21 protein-coding genes and 1 pseudogene are annotated in these 25736 nt (G+C 51.6%); 2 read left to right on the top strand and 20 right to left on the bottom strand.

What is annotated here, in order from left to right; translation table 11 throughout:
- Positions 1-9: 9 nt before the first annotated feature.
- The 6 genes from L2Y54_RS11405 to L2Y54_RS11380 all read right to left on the bottom strand — a co-directional run bounded on the left by L2Y54_RS11405 (position 10) and on the right by L2Y54_RS11380 (position 4382).
- The gene (locus L2Y54_RS11405; RefSeq protein WP_236496237.1) at positions 10-1053 is read right to left on the bottom strand and encodes an Sfum_1244 family protein; all 1044 of its coding nucleotides are present in this window, start codon (positions 1051-1053) and stop codon (positions 10-12) included.
- Between the two features lie 104 nt (positions 1054-1157).
- Positions 1158-1421, bottom strand: a complete 264-nt coding sequence (locus L2Y54_RS11400) for a hypothetical protein (RefSeq protein WP_236496236.1) — start codon at positions 1419-1421, stop codon at positions 1158-1160.
- 14 nt (positions 1422-1435) lie between these two features.
- Positions 1436-1822 carry a HepT-like ribonuclease domain-containing protein gene (locus tag L2Y54_RS11395; protein WP_236496235.1) on the bottom strand — a complete coding sequence of 129 codons (387 nt, stop codon included), beginning with the start codon at positions 1820-1822 and terminating at the stop codon, positions 1436-1438.
- On the bottom strand, positions 1815-2126 hold the full coding sequence (locus tag L2Y54_RS11390) for a nucleotidyltransferase family protein (RefSeq protein ID WP_236496234.1): 312 nt from the start codon (positions 2124-2126) through the stop codon (positions 1815-1817). The genes L2Y54_RS11395 and L2Y54_RS11390 overlap by 8 nt, the downstream gene beginning before the upstream one ends.
- 138 nt (positions 2127-2264) lie before the next feature.
- Positions 2265-3116 carry an RpnC/YadD family protein gene (locus L2Y54_RS11385; protein WP_236496233.1) on the bottom strand — a complete coding sequence of 284 codons (852 nt, stop codon included), beginning with the start codon at positions 3114-3116 and terminating at the stop codon, positions 2265-2267.
- 261 nt (positions 3117-3377) lie between these two features.
- Positions 3378-4382: a putative phage abortive infection protein gene (locus L2Y54_RS11380; RefSeq protein ID WP_236496232.1), complete on the bottom strand. Its 1005-nt coding sequence runs from the start codon at positions 4380-4382 to the stop codon at positions 3378-3380.
- Between the two features lie 404 nt (positions 4383-4786).
- Between L2Y54_RS11380 and L2Y54_RS11375 the strand changes: the two genes are divergently transcribed.
- Positions 4787-4987 carry a type II toxin-antitoxin system VapB family antitoxin gene (locus tag L2Y54_RS11375; RefSeq protein WP_236496231.1) on the top strand — a complete coding sequence of 67 codons (201 nt, stop codon included), beginning with the start codon at positions 4787-4789 and terminating at the stop codon, positions 4985-4987.
- A gap of 46 nt (positions 4988-5033) precedes the next feature.
- Here the strand turns inward: L2Y54_RS11375 and L2Y54_RS11370 are convergent, their stop codons facing one another.
- Entirely contained in the window at positions 5034-5501 is a 468-nt protein-coding gene (locus L2Y54_RS11370; protein ID WP_236496230.1) for a PIN domain-containing protein, read from the bottom strand.
- Positions 5489-5824 carry a UPF0175 family protein gene (locus tag L2Y54_RS11365; protein ID WP_236496229.1) on the bottom strand — a complete coding sequence of 112 codons (336 nt, stop codon included), beginning with the start codon at positions 5822-5824 and terminating at the stop codon, positions 5489-5491. Before L2Y54_RS11365 ends, L2Y54_RS11370 begins: the two co-directional genes overlap by 13 nt.
- Positions 5825-5959: 135 nt before the next feature.
- Here L2Y54_RS11365 and L2Y54_RS11360 point away from each other — a divergent pair, with 135 nt between their 5' ends.
- On the top strand, positions 5960-6532 hold the full coding sequence (locus L2Y54_RS11360) for a hypothetical protein (RefSeq protein WP_236496228.1): 573 nt from the start codon (positions 5960-5962) through the stop codon (positions 6530-6532).
- Here the strand turns inward: L2Y54_RS11360 and L2Y54_RS11355 are convergent, their stop codons facing one another.
- The 12 genes and pseudogenes from L2Y54_RS11355 to L2Y54_RS11305 all read right to left on the bottom strand — a co-directional run bounded on the left by L2Y54_RS11355 (position 6533) and on the right by L2Y54_RS11305 (position 25642).
- Positions 6533-7438: an alpha/beta hydrolase gene (locus L2Y54_RS11355; RefSeq protein ID WP_236496227.1), complete on the bottom strand. Its 906-nt coding sequence runs from the start codon at positions 7436-7438 to the stop codon at positions 6533-6535.
- A gap of 27 nt (positions 7439-7465) precedes the next feature.
- Positions 7466-8644 (bottom strand): UbiH/UbiF/VisC/COQ6 family ubiquinone biosynthesis hydroxylase, encoded by a 1179-nt coding sequence (locus L2Y54_RS11350; RefSeq protein ID WP_236496226.1) that lies wholly within the window; start codon positions 8642-8644, stop codon positions 7466-7468.
- Positions 8645-8731: 87 nt separating this feature from the next.
- Positions 8732-9043 (bottom strand): RDD family protein, encoded by a 312-nt coding sequence (locus L2Y54_RS11345; protein ID WP_236496225.1) that lies wholly within the window; start codon positions 9041-9043, stop codon positions 8732-8734.
- A gap of 98 nt (positions 9044-9141) precedes the next feature.
- Positions 9142-9924: a tRNA pseudouridine(38-40) synthase TruA gene (gene truA / locus L2Y54_RS11340; RefSeq protein ID WP_236496224.1), complete on the bottom strand. Its 783-nt coding sequence runs from the start codon at positions 9922-9924 to the stop codon at positions 9142-9144.
- Between the two features lie 75 nt (positions 9925-9999).
- Positions 10000-10104, bottom strand: coding sequence for a FimV/HubP family polar landmark protein (locus tag L2Y54_RS21880; RefSeq protein ID WP_414718473.1), 105 nt, complete (start codon positions 10102-10104; stop codon positions 10000-10002).
- 2259 nt (positions 10105-12363) lie between these two features.
- A pseudogene (locus L2Y54_RS21995) lies at positions 12364-13086 on the bottom strand (type IV pilus assembly protein FimV); the annotation flags it as partial.
- 257 nt (positions 13087-13343) lie between these two features.
- Positions 13344-14366 carry an aspartate-semialdehyde dehydrogenase gene (locus L2Y54_RS11330; protein ID WP_236496222.1) on the bottom strand — a complete coding sequence of 341 codons (1023 nt, stop codon included), beginning with the start codon at positions 14364-14366 and terminating at the stop codon, positions 13344-13346.
- A gap of 2 nt (positions 14367-14368) precedes the next feature.
- Complete coding sequence (leuB, locus tag L2Y54_RS11325) at positions 14369-15448, bottom strand: 3-isopropylmalate dehydrogenase (RefSeq protein ID WP_236496221.1); 1080 nt, start codon at positions 15446-15448, stop codon at positions 14369-14371.
- A 23-nt stretch (positions 15449-15471) separates the two neighbouring features.
- The gene (gene leuD / locus L2Y54_RS11320; protein ID WP_236496220.1) at positions 15472-16107 is read right to left on the bottom strand and encodes a 3-isopropylmalate dehydratase small subunit; all 636 of its coding nucleotides are present in this window, start codon (positions 16105-16107) and stop codon (positions 15472-15474) included.
- A 3-nt stretch (positions 16108-16110) separates the two neighbouring features.
- Entirely contained in the window at positions 16111-16251 is a 141-nt protein-coding gene (locus L2Y54_RS11315) for an entericidin A/B family lipoprotein (protein WP_236496219.1), read from the bottom strand.
- Positions 16252-16263: 12 nt separating this feature from the next.
- Entirely contained in the window at positions 16264-17667 is a 1404-nt protein-coding gene (gene leuC / locus L2Y54_RS11310) for a 3-isopropylmalate dehydratase large subunit (protein ID WP_236496218.1), read from the bottom strand.
- Positions 17668-17821: 154 nt separating this feature from the next.
- A complete protein-coding gene (locus L2Y54_RS11305) occupies positions 17822-25642 on the bottom strand; it encodes an IPTL-CTERM sorting domain-containing protein (protein WP_236496217.1) in 7821 nt (2606 codons plus the stop codon).
- Positions 25643-25736: the final 94 nt, after the last annotated feature.

Here is a 25736-nt window from a genome sequence, read left to right as displayed (position 1 = left end):
ATACCACTCTCAAGGCTTCTGAATCATCCCCTCGATTTCTTGCAAAGCGCCAGCACCCTTGACTTGGAATAACGCCAAGGCTTTTCGCCCAACCGTTGCCCAATGCTCACGCCCCCACGCCGCATACGCTGTAATTTTCCCCGCATCGCCCGTTTCGTGCCAATGCTGGTATGCAGCCACCAACTGCGGCGCGAGTTTCTTGCGCATTGCTGACAGATTGCCGAAATAAAAATGGATAGAAGCGGCATTCCCTCGCGCCAGCAATTCCGGCAGGGTATGCAAACAATCCGCCAGCAAATCACGCACCGCCCGTAACATAATGTCGGCGTGCGACGGTGGCAACGCAAACAGCATCGCTTGCCACTCGGCATCCCCCAAAGCCTGACCTGCTTTCACCTCGCCAATTTCGTGCGCCACCACCGTTTGGGTTTCAGCCGCTGCCAGCTCATCCAATGCTGTCTCCATATCAGCGTCGAAATCGTAGCAAGCCAAGGCACGCCCCATTGGGTTATCCAATCCACTCCAACGCCATTCGTCGACTTTTTCCCATACCATGCGGCGCAAGGATTCGCGGCGGATGAAGACCTGTTTGCCTTGGTTCATGGCGGGTGGGGCTTCGACATCCCGCGCTAATTCGCGCCCTGCAACCAAAATGGTGTAATCGTCTTGCTCGATCACCTGTTCCAATTCCGCCAGAAAAAACAGCGGACGGCAACGGCGACCGTAGCCCGCACTGTAAACCAAGCCTGCGCTATTCAACGCGGCATTGATGGCTTCATTGGCAAACGGGTCGTGTTCACCGCTGCCATTGAGCGGTAACGGGGCGTAATCTTGCTCATCCAGCGCATCCCATATCGCTTCACGTTGGGTGAGCCATTCACCTACATCGTCGCTGGTCACGACTTCGCTGAGGCGGATGCCTTTCTCCCAACGGTAAAATTCGCGCATTTTCAGGAGGTATACGCATAAAGTGTAATCACCCGCGTGGCGGGCGTCGGCAATGTGGCAATTGCGTTGGATGGTTTGGATCAGATCGTGGTGCTGTGTGTGCATAAACCTACCTCGTGCGTTTTGCCCGATCATAACAAGGTTCGCAGCACGACGCGCATTCCCGCACGCGCTTTCAGATAGTTTACGGTAGGCGAATTCGTATCATACTAGTGCTGGACGCGCAGCTTCTGGACTTCTTCCAAAGACAAACCGGCAATGCGGGCAATATCTACCTCAGGAATTACCCCCAACTGCAACAGGCTACGGGCAACTTCTTGGGCTTTCTTGAGTTCACCCTCTAATCTGCCCTTCTCGATACCCTTCTCAATACCATCCCTCATGCCCCAGCTATAGGAGGCAAATTTAGTTACGTCTACTTGTGTCAACATTTCTTCAGCCTCTTCGATGTTTGGTTGCAAGTCGTCGCCCATAATATTCACCGTCCTCAATTGCGTTCAGCCTGCTGAAGATCACCGAGCATAGTTTCCAATGTGGCAATCATGGTGGGAATGTCATTTTTACAGATATTGAACAACTGTTCTGCGTCAACATGAAAATAGGTGTGTGCCAGCACATCCCGCATTCCCATTGCGCCGCGCCATCTTACCGCTGGGTATTGCGGGAAAAGTTTGCCTTCGGTTTTACGGTCGATATTTTTCAGCTCTTCACCTGCTGCAATTAAAATCATGCAAATGGCATCCAGCTTATCCTCGCCGTCTTCCGTCAGATAGAAATCGGAAGGTTCAGTGATTGAAGCAAAACGGCGAGGGATGCGGCGCAGTGCTGCCAGCAAGGTTTGCAGCTTTTCAATCAGCAGTTCACGGTCATACATAAACGGCTTCCTGTTCGATACGGGCTTTCAGGCGTGAATTGGTGAGTCCGCGCAGGTGCAATACATCCACGGGTTTTTCCAACACGGCTTCCAAGTCTTGTTTCATCATGGCGGTCAGGAACAGGTTGGGGTTGTCGGTCTCGAATACGATGTCCACGTCACTGTCTGGGGTGGCGGTATTGTGGGCGTAAGAGCCGAAATAGCCTAAAGCGCGTAGGCTGTATTCCGCGCCGTGCTGTTGTTTGAAAGCAGACAGCAGAGCGCGGAGTTCAGGGATGCTTAATGTGCGTTGGTTAGCGGGCATTGGCTTCCTCCCGATCAAAGCGGTAATTCCTTAAGTCTAGGCAAAAATCGATGCTGGTTTTGCCGATTGCCGCCGTTGTTCTTCTACATCCGTCAAAAAATCCCCCACAAGTTGCTGGATGGTAAGAAAAGAATAAGCCTAGTGCTGAACCCGCAGCTTCTGGACTTCTTCCACAGACAAACCAGCAATGCGGGCAATATCTGCCTCAGCGATAACCCCCAACTGCAACAGACCACGGGCAACCTCTTGGGCTTTCTTTAACTCACCCTCCAATCTGCCTTTCTCGATACCTTTCTCGATACCCTTTTCGATACCATCCCTCATGCCCCAGCTATAGGAGGCAAATTTGGTTACGTCTACTTGTGTCAACATTTCTTCAGCCTCTTTGATGTTGGGTTGCAAATCGCGGTTTTCAGCAAGGGTTTCGAGCATCTCGAAGTAGTTGCGAAAGCCGCTTTCGTCGTCGCCCATGAGTTCACGCAGGCGCAGCACGATGTGGTTAACCACTTCCTGCACAGGTTTACCACGGAAATCACATAAAATCGCCAAGACCAGCGCGTCGGGCGTATCTTGTGCCAGCAGGATGCTGCAATCGACGGTATGCATATCGAGCAGGGCATAGCGGTAAGTGAACGCTGGAGCGGCAAAATAGTCCGGCATGGTCAGGCGTTCCTTGCCGATGTAGATCAGGTGCTGATGCACTGCTTCTTTCGGGTAGGCAAGCTGGATGTCGGTGAAATAACGCAGCATCCGCAACGGCATGGTGCTGTCATTCTGGTTTTGGATTTCGATGTGCAGGATGAAGTGTTCACCGTCGGCTTGGCGGCGCATCCGTGCTACTAAGTCGGCACGGCGTTGCTCTACCCGTTGCTGTTCGGTGTCGAGCAGTTCCACCGCATCCATATCCACGCCTAAGCCTAACAGCAGATTGGCGATGTCTGCTGCCAAATGACCTAGCACTGATTTACTGATGATGTCTTTGTTTCCCATGCGGGAAGTATAGCATTCTGTGCAGCGCGGGTGCAGCACATCACCAATAGGTTATGTCTGAACTAAAAGCAGTGCGCTGTATTCCGCGCCGTGCTGTTGTTTGAAAGCAGACAGCAGAGCGCGGAGTTCAGGGATGCTTAACGTGCGTTGGTTAGCGGGCATTGGCTTCCTCCCGATCAAAGCGGTAATTCCTTAAATCTAGGCAAAAATCACCGACAGGTGCTGGGTTTGGTTGGTGGATGCAGCGTTACTTAATTGCCATCAATTTGGTCGTACTAAGATTAACCCCTTTTTGACAAGCCCTCGAACACGATCATAATAGTGACGATCCCCATATGCATCCTTACTATAGTATCTTCCACCTCTATCATCTTTGGTTATTTCAGAATAAAAAGAAAATCTATTTTGTATTTGATTACGAAGATTTTCACGATTAGGATCACTTCTTCTTTTTCCTTGAATCTCGTCGTAGTCATGGGCAGACTTGAGATAATCCGGTGTTGTACACATCTTTTCTTCCTGCGTATCAATTTGAACATGTTCCAAAAAAGCATAATTTTCAATAAGAAGCTTAAATTTTTTACAGTTATCATGATCATCGAAACACAAAGCATTGATTAATATAAGCTCGCCAACATAACTATCAATAAAAGAACGCACCAAACTAGAGTATGTTTTTTTATCCTCAATCCCACTAGCATCTATAAACTTTAGTATTTGGTAAATAAAGCGAAAATATACTTTCACCTCATAATTCTTTTCATGCACATCGTCCCAAAGTTTTTTTCTTGCACATTCTGGAGAGTTAACTGCGCTCCAATCAAATTCGTAATTACTTCTACGAACAACATCTAACAAAGTGTTATGATGAGCTAATAATGAAAAAAATGTATTTTCAAATCTCTGCTGCTGTTGTGTTAGTGCTTGATCTTTTAATGCTTCAGTTGATCTTGTCAATTCCTCACGAGTCAAAGCCAGTTCCCTCTGAGATTGATAAAGCGTAGCAAGCAACATTATCAACCCTAGAAATGCAAAAACTGGATTGAGAATTCCACCAAAAAAATCGCCAGTGACTCCCCAGTCAGCACGATTATTATTTATAGGAAAAATACTGGATTGTTGTTGAAAATAAAAAAAGGCAACTGTTCCGACAACTACGATTGCAATTATTAACAAGCCCATCATAAAAAATATTAACCAATGATCTTTCAACCATTGTTCAAATATGAGTAGCGACTGATTATTCTCTTGCTCTTCTGAGTTCATATTTACCCCCACTCCATCTGTAAGTTTTCTTTCCGCATCAACCCAAACATCCCATAAACCAACATATTAATTTTCCGTTCTTGCGCCTCAATCCCATTTTCAGCAGTTACGCTCAATGTAATGTTAGTGGAGCAAATCACGTATTTTCACTGCACAACAATCAGTTCAGCATTGTCTTCACACAAGCTATCAGTACTCCTGCACAATATCTACCGTCCAGCAAGACAGATGGATGGCATGAGAAAAAAGCGGGGTAGGAGTCATCATAAGGTATAGCCCAAAATTATCGTGGCTTATGTATACCTGATTGCACACAAAAAATCAGCAATTACACACTATCAACTTGTTAAAAACAGCAAACACCACATAGACTATTCCCACCATATTGAGGCAAGGAATTTGTCATGCACGCCACACTCAACCTTGATGATGACTTACTACACCAAGCCGTTGAACTGACCGGCATCACCGAAACAACCAGCCTACTGAACGAAAGTCTCAAAGCGCTGATCGAACGTGAGAGTACCCATCGCCTCGCTTTATCGGGAGGTTCAGAACCACAATTCGAAGCACCACCGCGCCGTATCACAACAGATACCCAATGACACTGCCCGACTACGTTAGTTGCAGTTGGCAAGAATCTCACTAACCTCACTCGCTGATTTGCTGTAACAATTGGCGAGACAAGTAATAACCATTTGCCGCCATCGCATCTAACAGCACGGCTGCATCACTTATCAAATGCCGCTGCTCTGCTATCCATAACACTTTCACCGTACCAACAAAACTCAAATTGCGGTGCAAGGCTTCACGTCGTGCCAACCGATCATCCATGATAAGTAAGGCACTAGGGTTAGAGATAGCAAGCTGCATAGCTTCTTGTTCCCCATCACCCAAACTCACTGGAAAATCCTGCGGCGTAGGTACTGTCACTACTTGCAACCAACCCTGTTGCAGGGCGGCAGCAATGTGTTGGGCGGCTGAGTCGCTGTGTACTTGGGATTCCAGCCAAACAGCCTGCGGTATCCACACCGTTTTAAACAGTTGTTGCAGAATCGTTAACTGATTGATGCCCGCAAATGCCAATAGCGGACCAGTGTCACTGATTATGACAGCCATGCAGAAAGGTCTTGGATTTCGTGTGCGGTAGTTTCGTCAGGTCGAGCAATCTCAATGCCCAAGCTTCCCAAATGCTTGATGAAAGCACTCATGCTTAAGCCGCTGATCCGAGTTGCTTTGCCTAATGACATCAAACCATCACGAAACAAACTGGCAGCGAGTGCCGGGCGCAAACCGGTCGTAGTGTCACTGAGGGTTTTATCCAGATGTATCAACAGTGCGTCAGGCTCATCCCCTTTTAGCACCAACACGGGGGCTTCACGGGCGTGGCGTAATGCCAGTGAAGGATTTTTTTTGAGTTCACGGACATTGGTAGCGTACATAGCAGCATTCCTAAGGTATTTGATCCAGTGTAGTCCACGCAAGATGCCATCCCCTCAATCTCCCCGATAATTCGCATTCCCGCATCCCCTGCCACTATAATGCCGCACTGTTTTAGCTTTGAGAGAGGAAACCCCGTGCGCATTCGCCTAAACACCAAATGGAACAAACAGGAACGTGAAGTTTCATTAGAAGAAACTGTCAGTGTCCTCGCCTTCAACGCCTGGAAAATCGGCATGAAGACGCTGTTGGAAATTGAAAACGAGAATTTCCAGACCGATACCCAGATGCAGCGCGTGATGATCATGGAAGAAATCATGGCATTCATGATTCACGTCCTCGACCGCATTGCCCACGATGTGCTGAATGACGAAGACCGTGCCGCCCTCATTACGACCTTTGCGCTGAAAATTGCCGACCATGTACAAGACAATGCCCGTGACTTTGGCGGCCCCGGCGATTACCGCAACCCTTTCATCAACAAACTCAACCAACGCATGGCAGATTACGCCGACACCACATGGGGAAAAGTCGGGCAAGAGCCGGGCTTTTCGATGAGCTTGGCATTCGGCAACTTCATTGCCGAAGCCTTGGGACCGCGTGACCGCAAATGGGTTTTAGACTATATCCAGCGGGTACTGATGCCCGAAATGCTCACCACCTACAAAAAAGTCCTCACCCGCTTAGGCATGTTGGAAAACCACAAATAATTACTTCCAGTCGACGAAGGTGGCAACCTTATCCGCCACTTCATCGGCGTACAAATCCATGAAGAAATGGTCGGCTCCGTCGACCGTTTCCACGGTCAGGTTATCCTGCTTGACGCCTTCCAGTTTCGCGGGCAAATCTGCCACCACCTCATCCGCCGACCCCACCACAATCAGCACGGGCTTCTTGATCTTGGGTAACAACTTAGGGGTATCCTTACGCTCATCATCCTTGTAATACGACACCAGACTATCGGCGGTTGCCTTGGTTTTTTCGCAATACACAAAGCCGGGAACGTCCATTGCGGTTGCGCCCTTACTCTCGTCAATTAGCTTAGTCGCTTCAGCCATAATGTCAGCCAACGGCTTTTGATAGCGCTCTTCGTATCCCTTGGCAGACTCAGCGGCATCCCAAGTAGCAGGTGCAACCGCAATCACTTTTTCCAGCAAATCGGAATCTTTTTCAGACGCATACCACGCCACCTGATTGCCGCCGCGTGAATGCCCCAAAATCGCCACTTTGCTTGCGCCTTGCGCTTTCAACCAATTCATCCAAGTATCGAGTTCTGCCACGGCATCTTCGTGTTTGTGCTGGTGTTCGATGGTGCAATCCAACATTTCGGAAGGGCGTTTATCCAACGCATAACTCAGGTTCACATTGAGCGTGTTGTAACCTCTCTCTTTCAGCAAGTCGCCTAGCGCCTGCATGATTTCCATTTTATTGTGCGCCAGTGTGCCATGCAGCAGCATGATTACGCCGTCTTTTGCGGTTTTGCCCTCTGCCAAGGTCAGATCAGCACGCAATTCAAGATCACCCTGCTTAACGGTCACTTCATCCGCTTGCAGCGTTGCAACCGCAGCCAACAGTGAAAAGGCTAGCGTACTGGTAACGCGGGTCAATAAGTTCATGTCATCCTCCAAGGTCAGGTAATAGTTTCAAATGCCCATGGCACGTTTTGCCATTTCGTATTTTAGAAAGCCCATGCGATTGACGATAGTCAACCCAGAATTTCGCAGGATTTTCCAAGGAGTCAGCGTATTGCCAAACAACAGCCGGAAGCCGTCCATCGCTTTTTGCGTGAGAATATTGTCACCGCGCCGCGCCCGTTCGTAGGCCCGCAAAACCTTAGTGCTGCCGCAATCACCGCTGCTTTGGCGAATTTGCGCCACTAATTCCAGCGCATCTTTGATCCCCAAATTCACCCCCTGCCCCGCCAGCGGATGAATCGTGTGGGCAGCATCACCCACCAACACCACCCGCTCCTGACTGTAACTATCGGCGTGGCGACCCCGTAATGACACCGCAGCACGCTCCCCCACCGCCGTCACTTCTCCCAAACGGTAATCCAGCGCTTGGCTCAATTCACGGCAAAAATCACTGTCTGACAGACGCAACATCGCATCAGCCTGATCCGCCGGTAAAGTCCACACAATGGAACAAAAGCCTTCCGCTAACGGTAGGAATGCGAGCGGACCACCCGGCATAAAACGTTGCCAAGCAGTAAATTGATGCGGGAATTCGGTTTGCACCACACACACCAAGCCTTTTTGCCCGTAATCCTGAATTGCCATGCCAATACCCGCAAGCTCACGGACTTTGGATTGCGCCCCATCCGCCCCCACCAGCAATTGTGCTTGCAGCGTTTGCCCGCTGTGCAAGGTGACGGTGACGTGCTGTTCATTCACCACCAATGCCGCGAGTTTGTCGGGGCAGTACCAATCCACGGTATCCAATGCCTGCAAGGTATCCAACAACGCCAGTTGAATCACACGGTTTTCGACGATATGCCCAAGGTCTGGTTCACCCAAATCCGCTGCATCGAAACGAATCTCGCCCGACCCCGTGGCATCCCAGACTTGCATGGCTTCGTAAGGAAAAGCGCGACGCGCCGCGATGCCATCCCATGCGCCTGTGTCAAGCAGCGCCCGCTGCGATGCGCGGCTGAGTGCCGACACCCGCAAATCATAGGGGTCATTCGGGGAAAATACCGTGGGTTGATAGGCTTCCAGCACTGCGACGCGCTTACCCAACTTGCCTAATAAGCAAGCTAATGTTGCACCGACCATGCCGCCGCCCGCAATGATGACATCGTATTGCACCTGCATCGCTTTCATCCTTTTTCAGATTCATTCAGCAGCAAGACTACAGCAAAGCCAGCGCAGGAAATACAGATGCAGGTCAAATTGGCAGGTTATTCGCGGTTATTCCACTAACCAAGGCCACAACAACAATTTGCCGGGGGTTGCCCCCAACAGACTCCAAAACCCAAGGAAATACACCAGCGGCACAAGCACCAATACGCCATGCAACGCCGTGCTTTCATACGAAGCGTGATACAGCAGCCAAGTCTGCCCAAACACAAACAACAGCACCATCACCAGCAATAAGCTGATCATTAGCAAATCAAACGCCAATGCCAACGCCCGCATTCCCAGATGTTGATAACCGGGTTGGCGCACATGCGACATGAAATAACCTTTGGCAGGTGGGGTAAGTTGATGATTAACTTTCATAAATGACACTCCTTGTCACCTCGCAACACTCTGACCATTAAGTATAGCGGCTGGATTTCAAAATGCTGACAAAAATGCTAATCCGTTAATCAATTTGTTTAAAAGATGAAACTGGGCAAGGTGTAGTCTGACGACAAGCCAAAACGTTCAGGGTAATCCACATGCACAAAATACAAACCCGATGCCGGGGCTGTCATCCCTGCCAAAGTACGATCCCGCTGCGCTAATAATTCCCCAATCCATGCCATTGGACGCTCCCCCGCCCCCACCATCAGCAAGGAACCGGCGATATTGCGCACCATGTGATGCAAAAACGCATTCGCCACCAAATCGAGGTAAATAAATTCACCTTCGCGCTGCACGCTGATTGCCAGCATTTCCCGCATGGCATGATTCGCCTGACAACCCGCCGCCCGAAAACTGGAGAAATCCTGTTCACCCAGCAATGCTTGAGCGGCTTGGTGCATTGCATCCGCATCCAACGCGCCATGTTGCCAACACACCCGTTTCTGTAACAAGGCCGGACGCGCCTGCCGATTGAGGATAACGTACCGGTAACGCCGGGAGCGTGCCGAAAACCGTGCATGAAAATCATCCGACACCGGCTGAATCCAACGCATTGCCACGCCATCCGGCAAATGCGCATTGCTGCCAAACACCCAACCACGCAAGGGGCGCTGCGCATGGGTTTCAAAATGAATAATTTGCCCAATGCCGTGGACACCCGAATCAGTACGCCCTGCACAGACTACCGCGATCGGTTCCGCCGCTACGGTGGACAGCGCGTGTTCCACACTGCCCTGCACCGTCGGCCCGTGGCTCAAACGCTGCCAGCCGAAAAAAGGGCTTCCGTCGTATTCGATGCAGGCTGCAAACTTCATGACACTTAATCTCAGGGCAGTAAAAACACAAAAGGTCGGGTTAACCGACCTTTATAACGTGAAAGTGAGGATTCCTCAACCTGTCTGGTGCAGCAATACTTCGGCTTCACGGCGCTGATCGTCGTTGCCTTCGACCATGACCTCTTCCAAGGTACTCCGAGCGCCTTCGATGTCGCCCATATCCAGATAAGCACGGGCAAGATCCAGCTTGGTGCTGATGTGCGCTTCGTGCAAGTCGATTTCCTCATCCGGGAAATCGAGGAATGACAGCGCATCATCAATATCGCCCAACCAATCTTTATCTTCGTCGCTAATAGGCGCGTAGAATGTGTCTTTCGGCAAAATACGCTTGATGCCGGTTTCATTATCCAAATGCAGGTTCAGATGCGTTGCACTCGAAGCCGCCACTGCTGCCGTTTCAGGCACAGCCGCCACTGCTGGAGGAGCGGCAACTGCCGTGTTGCTATCAAAATCATCAAGATCAAAATCCAACAGATCGTCAAACTCATCGTCTTGTTGGCGCGGCTGCGCAGCAGCTACCATAACAGGTTGCGGCTGGATCTGAGCTTGTGGCGCACCCTCCGGCTCCAAATCGAAATCCAGATCGAAGTTATCGTCTAAATCGTCCAGCTCGAAGTCATCTTGTTCAGGCATCGCCTCTTTAGCCTTATGCGACAAATCGGTAGCCAGTTCCGGCAATTCAGGGACGGATGCTAGCTGTGCCTGCGACTCTGCATCATTACCGTCTTGCAACAGTTTATCGAGATCAATATCATCGAAATCCAATTCACCCAAATCCAAATCGCTGAAATCATCTTCAGGCAACTCCGGTGGTGTCGCATGATGAAGCGCTTGGGGCTGCTCAGCCACAGACGCTTTAGCCACCTCAGGGGACTTCGCTAAAGCCACCCCAGCCGTTGCCGCCGCAACACCACCCAGCGCCGTCGCCACCGTGGCTGCAACAGAAGGTGCGGTAGCCGCAGACGGCACTGCCGAATGCCCATTCCCCTGATACAAACGGTTATCAGGGCTGATCTTACGACCCCACTCAGCAACCGATTGCCACAACGCATCCCGACCTGCACCCTGCATCATCGCGAACTGTTGTGCGTGATTATCAAAGGAATCGCGATTATTCGCCACGAAATAGCATTCCAATAACTTGTGGCGGTACTCCAGCTTTTCAGGGGAGCGCTCAATGCATTTCTTTAGCTCACTCTCGGCTTGTTGATACAGACCATAAGCGATGTAAACATTCGCCTCGGTCAGGCAATCATCCTCAGCTGGATCGGCGGCAGCAGATGAAGCAACCGCCACACCGCGAGTCTCCTCATTCTCATCGTCCACATCAAGCCCAAACGGGTCTCGCGAATACTGCGTACCGGCATTACCTGCCCGGACACCAGAGGTTTTCTCTGCACGCTCCAACTCACGTTCCAAAGAACCCAGCGTTAAGGCTTCGGCTTCCTTCTCAATAGGTGTGTCGAAATCATCATCCAAATTGGCAACACGGTTGTTTGCCTGGCTTGCCTCATCCGGTTTACGCCGACGCCCCAGCAACCACAGTAACAATAACAACGCCAATGAACCCGCGCCAATTTTCAGTGCCAATGGTGAGGTCAGCAAACTCAGCAGGTCATTACCCTCACCGGTCTGATCAGCAAATACCGGCGGTGCTTTAGGTGCCGCTTGAGCCTCTGGTGCTGGGGTAACGGGTACAATGGCTGGCGGTTTTAACGGCACTGCATTCGCATTGCCCGTCGACATGCCTGCCGGAGTAGGACGGCTATCGGTTGCAGGTGGTGCGTCAGGCTGCGCCGCTGGTGGCTCTGTTCTGATAACCGTGTTGTTGTCTTGACCTGCAACATTCGCCATGTGTGTTTGAATGTCTTTGCCTTGATCAGGCGTAACAGCAACTGGTTGCCCAGGCTGCCCGTCAGCATCAGTAGCATCAGTCGTATCAGTCAGCGGCGCTACCTGCACACCATTAGCGGATAACTGTTTTTGCAAATCCGCAAGTTGGGTATCACGCAATGCCAATAAGCGATTTTTCTTGCTCAGCATGGACTCAAGGTCAGTAACACGTGACTTGAGTTCATTGTTTTCATTTTGACGGGCTGCTAATGACTCATTCGCCAGCGCCAATTGCTTTTCAATTTCCGCCAGTTTCGCCGTACCTGCCGCTACTGCGGCATCGTTGGCTGCTGATTGACCTGTTTTTGCACCCAATACTTCCAGACGCGCTTTATCGGTAGCGTTATTCGCTGCTTGGCTTGGGGTTTCAGGTGCTGCGGTTTTCTGGTCTGGCTGCTTTGCGGCGGACTTAGCAGACGTTTGTTGCGGTACAGTATTACCTGCCAGTGACTTTCTTAATTCGCGCCACTCCGCATTTTGCTGGCGAATCTGACGCCGAGCTTCAGCACGCGACACCGCTTTAATATCGCCACTACTTGGCGCTTTCATCACCGCACCGGCACGGAGGTTGTTGATGTTTTTATCAACAAATGCCCCCGGATTTGCACGGAACAAGGCCATCATCATCTGATCATTACTAACACCGGAACGCTGGAGACGTGAAGCGACCGAGAATAGGGTATCGCCCGATTTGACACGGTAAGTACGGTTCCGCGCCGGAGCTTCCGCCTGTTGCTGCTGTGGTGCTGCTTGATTAGCCACGGGTGCTGGAGATGTCTGACGGCGTACATTACCCGCTGCTTTAGGCTCTGCCCGCACGGCAGCCTCGCCCGCAACCGTATTGCCAGGTTGCATCAGCACTGGCGGGTCTAACATTACCGTATATTCTTTGAGCAACTGACCTTGGGGCCAGCTTACTTCCAGCAGGAAATTAACAAAGGGTTCCTGAATCGGCGCATCGGACGACACCAGAATGACTGGCTTGCCGCCCTGCACTGTTGGTGTAAAACGCAAACTTCCCAGAAACTCAGGACGTGCCACACCGACCCGGTTAAATACTTCGGGTGGTGCTAAACGAACCTGAATTTTACTGGCATCTGCCGGGGCAGCAGACAATAAGTCAATTTTTGCGCGTAACGGCTGGTTCAGGTGAGAGTTGGATTCAATGTCTCCAAGCCCCAAAGCGCTGGAAGCCGCTGGATATGCTCCGGCGATGAATATAGCTAAGCTCAAGGCTTGTTTATTCACTGCAATTCCCCTTCAATTGATTCTTTATCTGTATAAGATTGTGGCATTCCCGATTCATCACCTGTGTAAGCATTATTCCGCCCTTAATTATTATGATGAATAGCGATTCTAGTTATTGCTTCTTAGCGCTGGAATATATATTAGTACATTATGCCAAGCAATGCTGCCCCGAATATTAGCTATTGAACAGGTGCTTACACCCATTCTATCTGTGGCTCATTGTGGACAAGAATGAATTAATTCCCGCTTAACCACACCTACAGATAATCACGCACTAATATTTCGGCAATTTGTACGCTATTTAATGCAGCACCTTTACGGACATTATCAGCAACCACCCATAAATCTAAGCCAGACATACAAGAAATATCTTCACGAATACGACTAACATACACTGCATCCGTATTGACCGCTTCGGTGACAGGGGTTGGATAACCACCGTCTACCCGCTCATCCAACACCACCACACCAGCCGTTTGCTGCAACAACCCGGTCGCCTCAGCAGCCGTCAGCTTGCGTTGCGTTTCTATGTGGAGAGCTGCCGCATGTCCAAAAAACACGGGTACACGCACCGCTGTTGGATTCACCCCAAGCTCAGGCAAGCCCATGATTTTACGGGTTTCCTGCACCATTTTCATTTCTTCCCACGTATAGCCATTTTCCTGAAACGCGCCAATATGCGGAAAAAGATTGAACGCAATCTGTTTGGCATACAGTTCCGGCTCGACCGGTCGTGCATTGAGCAATTGCGCCGTCTGACGCGCCAACTCATTGATACCTACCCGCCCCGTGCCAGAAACTGCCTGATACGTCGCCACATTAATGCGGGTAATTTCAGCAGCATCATGCAAGGGTTTTAATGCCACCAGCATCTGGCTCACCATGCTGCCGGGGTTGGCAATAATCCCACGCTGCTTATACCCCGCAATGGCGTCTGGATTCACCTCCGGTACGACTAACGGTACATCCGCCTCGAAACGGAAACAGGCGCTGTCATCAATAACAATGCAACCAGCCGCTACCGCTTTTGGCACATAATCCGCCGCTACGCTTTCCGTGCTGGCAAATAAAGCCAATTGCACGCTGGAAAAATCGAAATCTTCGACCGCTTCAATATCCAGCGTTTTATTGCCAAAATCGACGTATTGTTCGCCATCGGTTGCAAATTCCAGCGCATAAATCTTGCCGATTGGAAATTTACGTTTAGCCAGCAAGTCCAGTATGGCTTCGCCAACCAGACTGCCCGTACCAACGACTGCTACATTGTAAGTCTTAGTCATGATTACCCTTGTAAAGCTGCCACAACCGCATCGCCCATTTCTGCCGTGCCGACCTTACGGTCGCCCTCGGTATAAATGTCGCCGGTGCGCACGCCTGATGCCAGTACTGTTTTCACTGCCGCTTCGATGCGCTCAGCCAGTTCTGGACGATTGAGGCTGTAACGCAGCAACATTGCCACGGACAGAATGGTTGCCAACGGATTGGCAATGCCTTTGCCTGCGATGTCGGGGGCAGAACCGTGGATTGGTTCGTACAAGCCGCACGCAGAGGAATTCAGGGAAGCAGATGGCAACATGCCGATAGAGCCGGTCAGCATCGCCGCCGCGTCAGACAGCACGTCACCGAACAGGTTGCTGGTTACAATCACATCAAATTGCTTCGGCGCACGTACCAATTGCATCGCGGCGTTATCGACGTACATGTGGCTGAGTTCGACTTCGGGGTATTCCTTGCCGACCTTTTCGACGATTTCGCGCCACAGTTCGCACACTTCCAGCACGTTGGCTTTATCGACGGAACACAAACGTTTGTTGCGCTTCATCGCGGTTTCAAAGCCGACGCGGGCAATGCGTTCGATTTCGGATTCGGTGTAAGTGGCAGAGTTGAAGCCTTGGCGTTCACCGTTTTCCAACACCCGAATACCACGCGGTTGACCGAAGTAGATGCCGCCAGTTAATTCGCGCACGATCATAATGTCCAGACCTGCCACCACTTCGGGTTTCAGGGTGGAAGCCGATGCGAGTTCTTCGTACAGAATTGCGGGGCGCAGGTTGGCAAATAAACCTAAGTCAGCACGAATTGCCAGTAAACCGCGTTCGGGGCGTAACGGGCGATCCAGCGCGTCGTATTGCGGGCCACCGACTGCACCTAACAAGATAGCATCTGCCTTATTTGCCAGTGCCTTGGTGGTTTCAGGGTACGGCTGCCCTTCTTTGTCGTAAGCGATGCCGCCGATGTTGGCGTATTCCAGCTCTACCGACAAATTGCCTTCAGCGGTGAACACGTTGAGGACTTTAACTGCTTCTGCCACGATTTCCGGGCCAATGCCATCACCGGGCAATACCAAAATTTTGTGTGTCATAACCATCTAACCCAAATCAAATCTTAAAATAACCAAGGCGCGACTTGCTTACGCTTTGCTTCATACGCCCGAATATCATCGGCATGTTGCAACGTCAGCCCAATATCATCCAGCCCGTTCAACAAACAATACTTGCGGAACTCGTCAATGCTAAACGCGAATGTTGTGCCACTCGGCGTAACCACTTGCTGCTCTTCCAAGTTCACGGTGAGCTGATAGCCTTCGGTGGCTTGTGCCTCAACGAATAACTGATCAACCACCTCAGCAGGCAAGGTCAACGGCAACAAGCCATTCTTGAAGCTGTTGTTGAAGAAAATATCCGCGTAACTCGGCGCAATCACCGCCCGAATGCCGTAATCGGTCAACGCCCATACCGCGTGTTCCCGCGACGAACCACAGCCAAAGTTTTCACGCGCCAATAGCACAGACGCACCGGCATAACGCGGCGCATTCAGCACGAAATCGGGGTTCGGGGTACGTTTGCTGTGATCCATGCCCGGTTCGCCCGGTTCAAGGTAACGCCAGTCGTCAAACAACGTGGGACCAAAACCGGTGCGCTGGATAGATTTCAAATATTGCTTGGGAATAATGGCATCCGTATCGACGTTAGAACGATCAAGAGGAATCACCAAACCCGTGTGTACAGTAAATTTTTCCATCAGTTATTTAGCCTTGTCTGTCGCTGCTTCTTTTTCAATCGTACCGCCCAGCGATTTTAAATCCTTGCCGACACCTTCAATTGTGCTACAACCAACCAGCAGCAATAATGCCATCAGGGATAAAACACTTAGTAACTTTTGCATGAGATCATCTCCTTAAAGGGTACGGACATCGACAAAATGGCCGGTAACAGCCGCTGCTGCCGCCATTGCTGGACTAACCAAATGGGTACGCCCGCCCTGCCCTTGCCGCCCTTCAAAATTGCGATTGGAGGTGGAGGCGCAACGTTCGCCCGGTTCGAGGCGATCGGCATTCATCGCAAGGCACATGGAACAGCCCGGCGCACGCCATTCAAACCCTGCTTCGATGAAAATTTTGTCCAAGCCTTCGTTTTCCGCCTGCTGTTTGACCAAACCAGAGCCGGGGACAACCATTGCCAGTTTTACATTCGCCGCGACTTTGCGGCCTTTGGCGACTTCCGCCGCAGCGCGTAAATCTTCGATGCGCGAATTGGTGCATGAGCCAATGAATACTTTGTCGATTTGCACGTCAGTAATCGGCATATTCGCTTCCAAGCCCATGTATTTGAGCGCGGCACGGATGCCACTGGCTTTGACGGGATCAATTTCGTTCGCCGGGTCTGGAGTTTTACCATCGACAGGCAACACCATTTCAGGCGACGTTCCCCACGTCACTTGCGGCTGGATACTCGCAGCATCCAGACGAATCACCCGGTCAAATACTGCGTCCGCATCAGAGTGTAGATCTTGCCATGCAGCAACGGCTGCTTCCCAATCTTCTGCTTTAGGCGAGTACGGACGGCCTTTGACGTAGTTAATGGTGGTGTCATCCACGGCAATCATGCCAGCGCGTGCGCCGCCTTCGATTGCCATATTGCACACCGTCATGCGCCCTTCCATCGACAAATCGCGGATGGCTTCACCGCCGAATTCGATCGCGTAACCTGTGCCACCTGCCGTGCCGATTTCACCGATGATCGCCAGCACAATGTCTTTGGCGGTCACGCCTGCACCAACTTTGCCATCCACACTGATCAGCATGTTTTTCATTTTTTTCTGGATCAGGCATTGGGTTGCCATGACGTGTTCGACTTCGGAGGTGCCGATGCCGTGCGCGAGTGCGCCAAATGCGCCGTGCGTAGATGTATGCGAATCGCCACAAACCACGGTCATACCGGGTAAAGTTGCGCCTTGCTCAGGGCCAATAACGTGGACGATGCCTTGACGAATGTCGCCGATATTGAACTCAGTAATGCCAAACGTGCGGCAATTCGCATCCAATGTTTCGACTTGCAAACGTGCTACGGGGTCGGTAATGCCGTGTTCCAGCCCGATAGTGGGAACGTTATGGTCGGGGACTGCCACCATTGAATTGACGCGCCAAGGTTGGCGGTTAGCCAGACGCAGCCCTTCAAAGGCTTGCGGTGAGGTGACTTCGTGAACCAAGTGCCGGTCGATGTAGAGTAAGCCCGTGCCGTCGGCTTCTTGCCGTACCACATGCGCATCCCAAACCTTATCGTAGAGCGTTTTGCCTGCCATAAATCCCCAAAACTGCCGTTGGAAAAGGGGAACATACTACACTTTTTTGCTATGCATCATCCACAAAAAAAGGCCAGCATAAAGCTGACCTTTGTTCTTGTTCCCTCCACCCCTTGCGGGGGGAGGGTTAGGGAGGGGGGGAATCCCCGGTCTCTTAGTCTTCGCGACGGCGGCGGAAGAATGCAGCCGTTGCCAGCAACATGCTCATAATCATCACACCCCATTGGCTCAGGGTTGGAACATGCAAGTTCGCCACCAAACCGAAACCAACCGTGGTATTGGTTGCACCACCATCTGCTGGCTCATCACCCCACTTGAGGCTGATCGGCTTGCTGACAATGCTACCATCTGGTGCCAACACACCGTTGCTATCGGTCGCATTATCATCGTTCGGGTCATTACCACCAAGAGTCGGCAAATAGCCAACCGGTGGCACAACTTTAACGATGTAATCACCTTCACGCAGGTTGCCGAAGAAGTACTTACCATCAGCGTCAGTGGTTTGTGGTTTCAGCACATCGCCAAAGACGTCCGTGACTGGCTTGCCATCGACTGTCAACAAGGTCACTGTTGCGCCTGGAATACCCGGTTCGCCGCCATCCTGTTTGCCGTTGCCATCCAAGTCTAACCAGAGGCGGCTACCCAGATTGACAGGACGGAACAGACCACAGTCAACCGTCAAGTTACTGAAACCGTTAGCGTTAGGCTCCGTTCCCGGTGTCAACGTGACCGCTGGGGTTTGGAAGCGCCCTTCGACAACCTTACAGTTGCTGTCGGTATTGGATGGATCAGTATCCGGGTCAGCACCACCTTTCGTGAGGCTATAACCTGAATCCTTACCCGGATTCATGACCACGATGTAATTACCTGGTTTCAAGTTCTGGAACAGATAATTACCGCTAGCATCCGTCATGACCGCTGCGACTGGCTTACCAGTGGCATCGGTTGCCGGGGTAATACCATCTTCCTCCCACAAGCTGACGCTCACGCCACCGATACCCGGCTCAGCATTGTTTTGCTGACCATCGGCATTGCTATCCAGCCATACTTTGTCACCCAAAGACACGGAGCCGTAGAAACCACAGTCAACGGTCATATTGCCGTTAGCATCGTCACCGTCAGCATCAGGTTCAGCACCTGCTGTTAAGGTGAACGGATGGGTTTCAATCGTGGTATTGACCGGATTCACGCGGCAGTTGCTGTCAATATCACTGGCATCAGCATCGACATCAATCCCGCCAATGGTAGGGAAGAACCCTTCTGGTGGTTCAACCGTCACAATATACTCACCTTCCGGCAAGTTATCGAACAGGTAAAGACCATCAGCACCCGTGGTGTGCGGCGCAACGGTATTGCCATCCACATCTGTCACCGGACGACCGGAAGCATCAGTGAGTGTCACCACTGCATTTTCAAGGAAGCCTTCGCCCTCTTCACGCTGACCATTGGCATTGCTGTCAATCCAGATTTGGTTGCCCACGGAGACCGGCGTACCCGGATCAACTGGCTCAACCGGCACGACCGCAAAGTCAACCGTGAGGTTGGAACGGTTATCTTCCGTATCCATGCCGTCATCACCTGGAATACCACTGGCAACTGGCTGCTCGCCGGTTGGTTCCTTGTCATCCAACACAATCAGGTTAGAACACAAGCCATCCGAAGCGGTGCTGTCGCCATTGTCGTTATTATCACCATTCGCGTTAGCATCAGCTTCTTTCGCTGCTGTGCTGGCGGTGTAACCATCCAGTGCTGCACCTTCATTAAAGTTGCTGCCAGCCACACAGACTTTGTACTCACCAGCGGTCAAGCCACTGAACAAGTAATAACCGCTTGCTGTTTGTGTGGTATTGACCAACGCACCCGTGCTATCACGCAGTTCCATCACCACGTTGCTCGGCAAGGTTTCGCCCGCATCAAAACGACCATTACCTGCGTTTCCACCCTCACCGTTATCGACCCAAACCATATTACCAAGGCTGTGGGTTGGTGTTTTAGGCAAGTAGAAACCGCAATCCACGGTCATATTGCCATCTTTGCCATCACCGTCTGCCTCCACATCTGGCTCAGCGCCCGCTGTTAAGGTGAACAGGCTGGTTTTGCCCGTATCCACTGAGCAGTTGCTGTCGGTGTTGGATGGATCGCTGTCAACCTTGGCTCCACCTTTGGTAGGCAGATAACCACTGTCTTTTGGCGCAGCCACACTGATGCTGTACTCACCTTCTGGCAGATTGCTGAACAGGTATTTGCCGTCTGCACCCGTGACAATCGGCGCAATCGCCATGTCGCCACTCAATACCACTGGCTTACCGTCTTTATCCATCAAGGTCACGGTTGCGCCCGCCAACGGCGCTTCGCCCGTATCTTGCTGACCGTTTTCATTCGCATCGATCCAGACGTAATCCCCCACGGATACCGTGTTAGGTTTCACTGGCGCACGCTCTACGAAGTTGTTGCCGTCATCCGTTTCGCCCGCTGTCACACTGACAGGAATGCTGTCATCGGTGGTGTTGGTGTTAGCAGCGTCGTCTTCTGGCAATGTGGTGTCGCCATCAATGACTGAATCGTAACCCTCTGGCTGAGTTTCCACGACCAGATAATCACCCGGCTCTACATCGGTAAACACGTACTCGCCGTTAGCATTAGTCAGCGTCGTCACTGGCTTGCCATCTTTATCCAATACCGGTGTGCCGTCTTTGTTCAACAGCGACAGGAGGATGCCTTCCAGTGGGGTTTCGCCGACGCTATCCCCAGTGGTATCGACCGAAACCGTACCACTGACAGTGGCTTTCGCCGCTACTGGCGCAATCACACCAAAGTCGATGGTCAGGTTGGAACGGTTATCGTCCGTACCCATGCCATCTTCACCGGCAGTGCCGCTGGCGGTTGGCAATTCACCCGTTGGGCTCTTGTCATCCAGAATAATGACTTCAGAACACAAGCCGTCTTGGGTATCGTTGTCGCCATTGTCAGCATTGTCGGTTCCGGTGTTAACGTCAGCCTCATCGCCGCCGGTGCTTGGTGTATAGCCTTTCAACAGACCTTCGTCGAAGTTGCCGTGTGCCACACAAACCTGGTACTCACCAGCTTCCAGACCGCTGAACAAGTAGTAACCGTTTTTGGTTTCGGTGTACTTCATGACGTTGCCGGATTTGTCCAGCAATTCCATTACTACGCCGTCAACGACTGGCTGCTCATCCTTATCGAATAAACCGTTGTTGTTGGCATCGACCCACACCGCGTTACCGAGGCTGTGCATCGGGGCTTTTGGCAGGTAGAAACCACAGTCTACGGTCAGAATGTCCGTCGTGAGGTTGAATGCGCCGGTTTGCGTCTGACCATCAACCACTTGGCAGTTACTGTCCGTGTTGGAGGGGTCATCGTTAACCGCTGTGCCGCCTTTAGTGGTGATATAACCTTCTGGCGCTGCCACACGGACAAAGTATTCGCCTTGTGGCAGATTCTCAAACAAATACATGCCGTCAGTTGCCGTAGTCTTCGGTGCAACCGGTTTGCCATCCAGATCGGTGACAGGGTTGCCTTCTTTATCCAGCAAGGTAACAACTGCGCCTTCCAAACCGGTTTCGCCTTCGTCCTGCTGACCGTCTTCGTTGGTGTCAATCCAGATTCTGTCACCCACGGAAACGGCTTTTGGCGCTACCGGCGCAATCACACCAAAGTCGATGGTCAGGTTGGAACGGTTATCGTCCGTACCCATGCCATCTTCACCGGCAGTGCCGCTGGCGGTTGGCAATTCACCCGTTGGGCTCTTATCATCCAGAATAATGACTTCAGAACACAAGCCGTCTTGGGTGTTGTTATCACCATTGTCAGCATTGTCGGTTCCGGTGTTAACGTCAGCCTCATCGCCGCCGGTGCTTGGTGTATAGCCTTTCAGCAGACCTTCGTCGAAGTTGCCGTGTGCCACACAAACCTGGTATTCACCAGCTTCCAGACCGCTGAACAAGTAGTAACCGTTTTTGGTTTCGGTGTACTTCATGACTTTGCCATCTTTGTCCAGCAATTCCATTACTACGCCGTCAACGACTGGCTGCTCATCCTTATCGAATAAACCGTTGTTGTTGGCATCGACCCACACCGCGTTACCGAGGCTATGCATCGGGGCTTTTGGCAGGTAGAAACCACAGTCTACGGTCAGAATGTCCGTCGTGAGGTTGAATGCGCCGGTTTGGGTCTGACCATCAACCACTTGGCAGTTACTGTCCGTGTTGGAGGGGTCATCGTTAACCGCTGCGCCGCCTTTAGTGGTGATATAACCTTCTGGCGCTACCACACGGACAAAGTATTCGCCTTGTGGCAAATTCTCAAACAAATACATGCCGTCAGTTGCCGTAGTCTTCGGTGCAACCGGTTTGCCATCCAGATCGGTGACAGGGTTGCCTTCTTTATCCAGCAAGGTAACAACTGCGCCTTCCAAACCGGTTTCGCCTTCGTCCTGCTGACCGTCTTCGTTGGTGTCAATCCAGATTCTGTCACCCACGGAAACGGCTTTCGGCGCTACGGCTGGTGGCAATACCGCGAAGTCAACCGTGAGGTTGGAACGGCTGTCTTCCGTACCCATGCTATCATCGCCAGCAGTGCCGCTGGCAGTTGGCAATTCACCGGTTGGCTCTTGGTCATCCAACACGATCACGTTGGAACAGAGACCATTTTCGGTCATTGCACCGGCGTTATCATTGCTATCGCCATTAGTGTTAGCGTCGGCTTCTTTGCCATTCACGCCAGCAGTGTAACCCACCAGTTTGCCCATGCCGCTGAAGTTGTTCGCTGACACACAGACTTGGTACTCGCCCGCACTTAAGCCGCTGAACAAGTAGTAACCACCGGCGGTCATGGTGCTGTCAAGAACTGCACCTGTGGTATCACGCAATTCCAATTTAATGCCGTTAAGCAAGGTTTCGCCTTCATCAAACTGACCGTTGTCTGCCTTGGTGTTATCGCCCGCGCCATCATCGACCCAGACCATATTACCAATGCTGTGCACCGCTGTGCTTGGCTGGTAGAAACCGCAGTCAACCGTCAGGTTGCTATTGTCGCCATCACCATCAACGCCGGAAGCCGGTTCTGTACCTGCCATCAAGGTGAACGGTGCGCTTTGTACATGGTCGCCCATCACTGCACAGTTGCTGTCATCGTTGGCAACAACCTCATCCACATCACCCGCATTGGTGGTAGGCATATAGCCTTCAGGGGCTTGTACACGAATGCTGTAATCACCTTCCGGCAATTTAGTAAAGCCATACAAACCGTCTGCGCCCGTCGTAAATGGCGCAATGGCATTGCCATCCACGTCTTTCGCAGGGTTGCCGTCTTTATCCAGCAAGGTGACAGTAGCGCCTGCCAGTGGCAGCTCACCTGCATTCTGTTTGCCATCTTGGTTGGCATCAATCCAGAGGTAATCACCAACAGCAACCACTTTTGGTGCGACAACAGGTGCTACGATACCGAAGTCAACGCTCAGGTTGGAACGGTTGTCGTCTGTGTTTACACCGTCAACACCGGGTAGATCATTAACACCGTTTTCACCCGTGGGTTCCTGGTCATCCAGCACCACGAGGTTGGAACACAAGCCGCTGGCAATGTCGTCCGTACCATTGTCGTCACCGTCAATATCGGTGTTGGCATCAGCGACATTTCCACCCGTGCTGGCGGTGAAGCCTTCCAAAATATTGCCCGCCGCAAAATTGTCAGCGACAACGCACACTTGATAACTGCCTGCCGCCAAACCGCTGAACAAGTAGCGACCGGTTGCATCGGTAGTGGTGGATTTAATGACTGTACCGTTGGCATCCTTCAGATCTAGGCTGACACCTGCGCTGGCTGGCATTTCGCCCCCATCCGCCAAACCGTTGTTGTTGGTATCAATCCAGACGCGGTTGCCGATACTGTGGGTCGGTTCTTTAGGTTGATAGAAACCGCAATCCACACTCAGATCGCTGTTCGCATCGGTATCGCCATCATTGACAGGTTCAGCACCGGCGGTCAGCATGAATGGCAGCGTTTGCACATTACCGCCTACTACCGCACAGTTACTGTCGTCATTAGCGGAATCCGTATCGACTGCCGCGCCCCCTTGCGTCACCACGTAGCCATCCGGTGCTTTCACCCGCACAATGTACTCACCTTCCGGCAAATCACTGAACAGGTATTTACCGTCTACGCCCGTTTGGATGTAGTCAACATTGTTGCCATCCAAATCTTTCACAGGGTTGCCATCTTTATCCAGCAAGGTCACGACTGCGCCAACCAGTGGAGCTTCGCCCTCATCTTGCTTGCCGTTTTCATTGGCATCAATCCAAACCGTATCACCCACAGAAACAGGGATTGCCGGTTTTGGTGGGATCACCGCAAAGTCCACCGTCAGGTCAGACAGGGCATCCGGGGTATTAACACCGTCTTCACCCGCAACACCACTAGCAGTATCCAACTCACCGGTTGGCGCATTGCCATCCAAGGTGATCACGTTGGAACACAAGCCCTCGGCAATGACATCACTGCCATTGTCGTTGCTATCCACACCTGCATTCGCATCCGTTTCATTACCACCCGTGCTGGCGCTGAAACCATCGAGCGTTGAGCCTGTTGCAAAATTGCTGGCGGCAACACACACTTTGTAATCGCCAGCGGCCAGACCGCTGAACAAATAGAAACCTTTGCTGGTGGTGGTCGTGGTCAGCAGCGCACCCTCGGCATTACGCAACTCAATCACAACACCATCGGCTACGGCGGCTTCGCCTTCATCCAGTGTGCCGTTGTTGACATTCGCTGGGGTATCCGCGCCATCGTCGATCCAGACCTTGTTACCCAAGCTGTACACGGGTTCGGTCGGCTTATAGAAACCACAGTCAACGCTCAGGTTGCTGTTCGCATCCGTATCACCATCGTCAACCGGTTCGCCACCCGCCGTCAGAGTAAACAATTCCGTGGTAATGCTGCCATCGCCTCGCACCGCACAGTTGCTGTCATCATTCGCCGGAACGGTATCCACATCACCCGCACTTGGGCTAGGAATATAATCTTTCGGTGGAGTAACTTTAACGCTGTAATCACCTTCTGGCAGATTATCAAACAGGTATTTGCCGGTCGCATCAGTAGTAATTTCGGCAACGATCGTGCCAGTCAAATCTTTAGCAGGAGCGCCAGTGCTATCCAGCAAGCTAACAGTTGCGCCTGCCAATGGGTTTTCACCAGCGGTTTGCTTGCCGTCTTTATCGGTATCGTCCCAAATAATGTCACCGACAGAAACCGGCGTTTTTGGAACGGCTGGCAAAATATTCAGAGCGTAGTCTTCGACCTCGCCGTCAGCCGCTTCGCCACCGATGCCATCAGCACCTGCTGTAGAGCAACGGAAGCGAGTATAAATCGTGCCTTCTGCTGCAAAGGCGGGAACATCCATCGTCAGGTCATTGACGCCAGCCGAGAGCACCTGATCAATGAAAACTTGCTCGCCTGCACCACCCCAACTGCCATCTTGATTCCAGTCGACCCAAGCGTTTAATTTACAAGCGGCACTCGCCGTTACTTGTACCACACTCTTGGTATCACCCACATGCAGCGGTTCAATCGCGACGCCATCTTCATCATCTTTTTTACCGAATTCATCGGTTGCACATACGCCGTAAACAGACTGACCTTCATCAGCATCATCAGCACTACCGCCCCCCTGCAATGCACCGGAATCACCATCCACACACTTGCCCAGATACACATCTGTGCCAAGCTGGTGACGTGCACCCTCGTTAGCGAGCAGTACCGGGAAAGTAGGGTCTGGTGCGTCACCGTAGTCGAACGGAATCGAAACCGCCGCACAAGATTCATTATTAGTTGCATCGCTATCGCTGCCACCACTTTCGACAACTTGCGTGCAGTTGGTGACAACCTCGTTAGCATAGGCTGTAGGCAAAGTCGCAAATGCCCCAACCATAGAGATGCACAAGGAGAGCTTTATTATTTTCATCTATAGTGCCCTGATCAATTAAGTTTTGATGGATGTTTTTTATTAATTATCCAAGGATAACGGCTTATTCGCCAAACGTCAGCAATAAGCCGCC

Origin of the sequence: Thiothrix winogradskyi (assembly GCF_021650935.1) — a bacterium.
In the GTDB taxonomy this organism is placed as follows: domain Bacteria; phylum Pseudomonadota; class Gammaproteobacteria; order Thiotrichales; family Thiotrichaceae; genus Thiothrix; species Thiothrix winogradskyi.
Note: the sequence above shows the minus strand (reverse complement) of the source record. Positions and strands in the feature narration are given on the sequence as shown.

Excerpts from the sequence above, each read along its gene's own strand:
- L2Y54_RS11400 (WP_236496236.1), bottom strand. The coding sequence starts at position 1,421 with ATGGGCGACGACTTGCAACCAAACATCGAAGAGGCTGAAGAAATGTTG.
- L2Y54_RS11330 (WP_236496222.1), bottom strand. The coding sequence starts at position 14,366 with ATGACTAAGACTTACAATGTAGCAGTCGTTGGTACGGGCAGTCTGGTT.
- L2Y54_RS11350 (WP_236496226.1), bottom strand. The coding sequence starts at position 8,644 with ATGAAAGCGATGCAGGTGCAATACGATGTCATCATTGCGGGCGGCGGC.
- leuB (WP_236496221.1), bottom strand. The coding sequence starts at position 15,448 with ATGACACACAAAATTTTGGTATTGCCCGGTGATGGCATTGGCCCGGAA.
- L2Y54_RS11405 (WP_236496237.1), bottom strand. The coding sequence starts at position 1,053 with ATGCACACACAGCACCACGATCTGATCCAAACCATCCAACGCAATTGC.
- leuD (WP_236496220.1), bottom strand. The coding sequence starts at position 16,107 with ATGGAAAAATTTACTGTACACACGGGTTTGGTGATTCCTCTTGATCGT.
- L2Y54_RS11370 (WP_236496230.1), bottom strand. The coding sequence starts at position 5,501 with ATGGCTGTCATAATCAGTGACACTGGTCCGCTATTGGCATTTGCGGGC.
- leuC (WP_236496218.1), bottom strand. The coding sequence starts at position 17,667 with ATGGCAGGCAAAACGCTCTACGATAAGGTTTGGGATGCGCATGTGGTA.
- L2Y54_RS11375 (WP_236496231.1), top strand. The coding sequence starts at position 4,787 with ATGCACGCCACACTCAACCTTGATGATGACTTACTACACCAAGCCGTT.
- L2Y54_RS11345 (WP_236496225.1), bottom strand. The coding sequence starts at position 9,043 with ATGAAAGTTAATCATCAACTTACCCCACCTGCCAAAGGTTATTTCATG.
- L2Y54_RS11305 (WP_236496217.1), bottom strand. The coding sequence starts at position 25,642 with ATGAAAATAATAAAGCTCTCCTTGTGCATCTCTATGGTTGGGGCATTT.
- L2Y54_RS21880 (WP_414718473.1), bottom strand. The coding sequence starts at position 10,104 with ATGGGCGACATCGAAGGCGCTCGGAGTACCTTGGAAGAGGTCATGGTC.
- L2Y54_RS11355 (WP_236496227.1), bottom strand. The coding sequence starts at position 7,438 with ATGAACTTATTGACCCGCGTTACCAGTACGCTAGCCTTTTCACTGTTG.
- L2Y54_RS11390 (WP_236496234.1), bottom strand. The coding sequence starts at position 2,126 with ATGCCCGCTAACCAACGCACATTAAGCATCCCTGAACTCCGCGCTCTG.
- truA (WP_236496224.1), bottom strand. The coding sequence starts at position 9,924 with ATGAAGTTTGCAGCCTGCATCGAATACGACGGAAGCCCTTTTTTCGGC.
- L2Y54_RS11385 (WP_236496233.1), bottom strand. The coding sequence starts at position 3,116 with ATGGGAAACAAAGACATCATCAGTAAATCAGTGCTAGGTCATTTGGCA.
- L2Y54_RS11365 (WP_236496229.1), bottom strand. The coding sequence starts at position 5,824 with ATGTACGCTACCAATGTCCGTGAACTCAAAAAAAATCCTTCACTGGCA.
- L2Y54_RS11380 (WP_236496232.1), bottom strand. The coding sequence starts at position 4,382 with ATGAACTCAGAAGAGCAAGAGAATAATCAGTCGCTACTCATATTTGAA.
- L2Y54_RS11315 (WP_236496219.1), bottom strand. The coding sequence starts at position 16,251 with ATGCAAAAGTTACTAAGTGTTTTATCCCTGATGGCATTATTGCTGCTG.
- L2Y54_RS11395 (WP_236496235.1), bottom strand. The coding sequence starts at position 1,822 with ATGTATGACCGTGAACTGCTGATTGAAAAGCTGCAAACCTTGCTGGCA.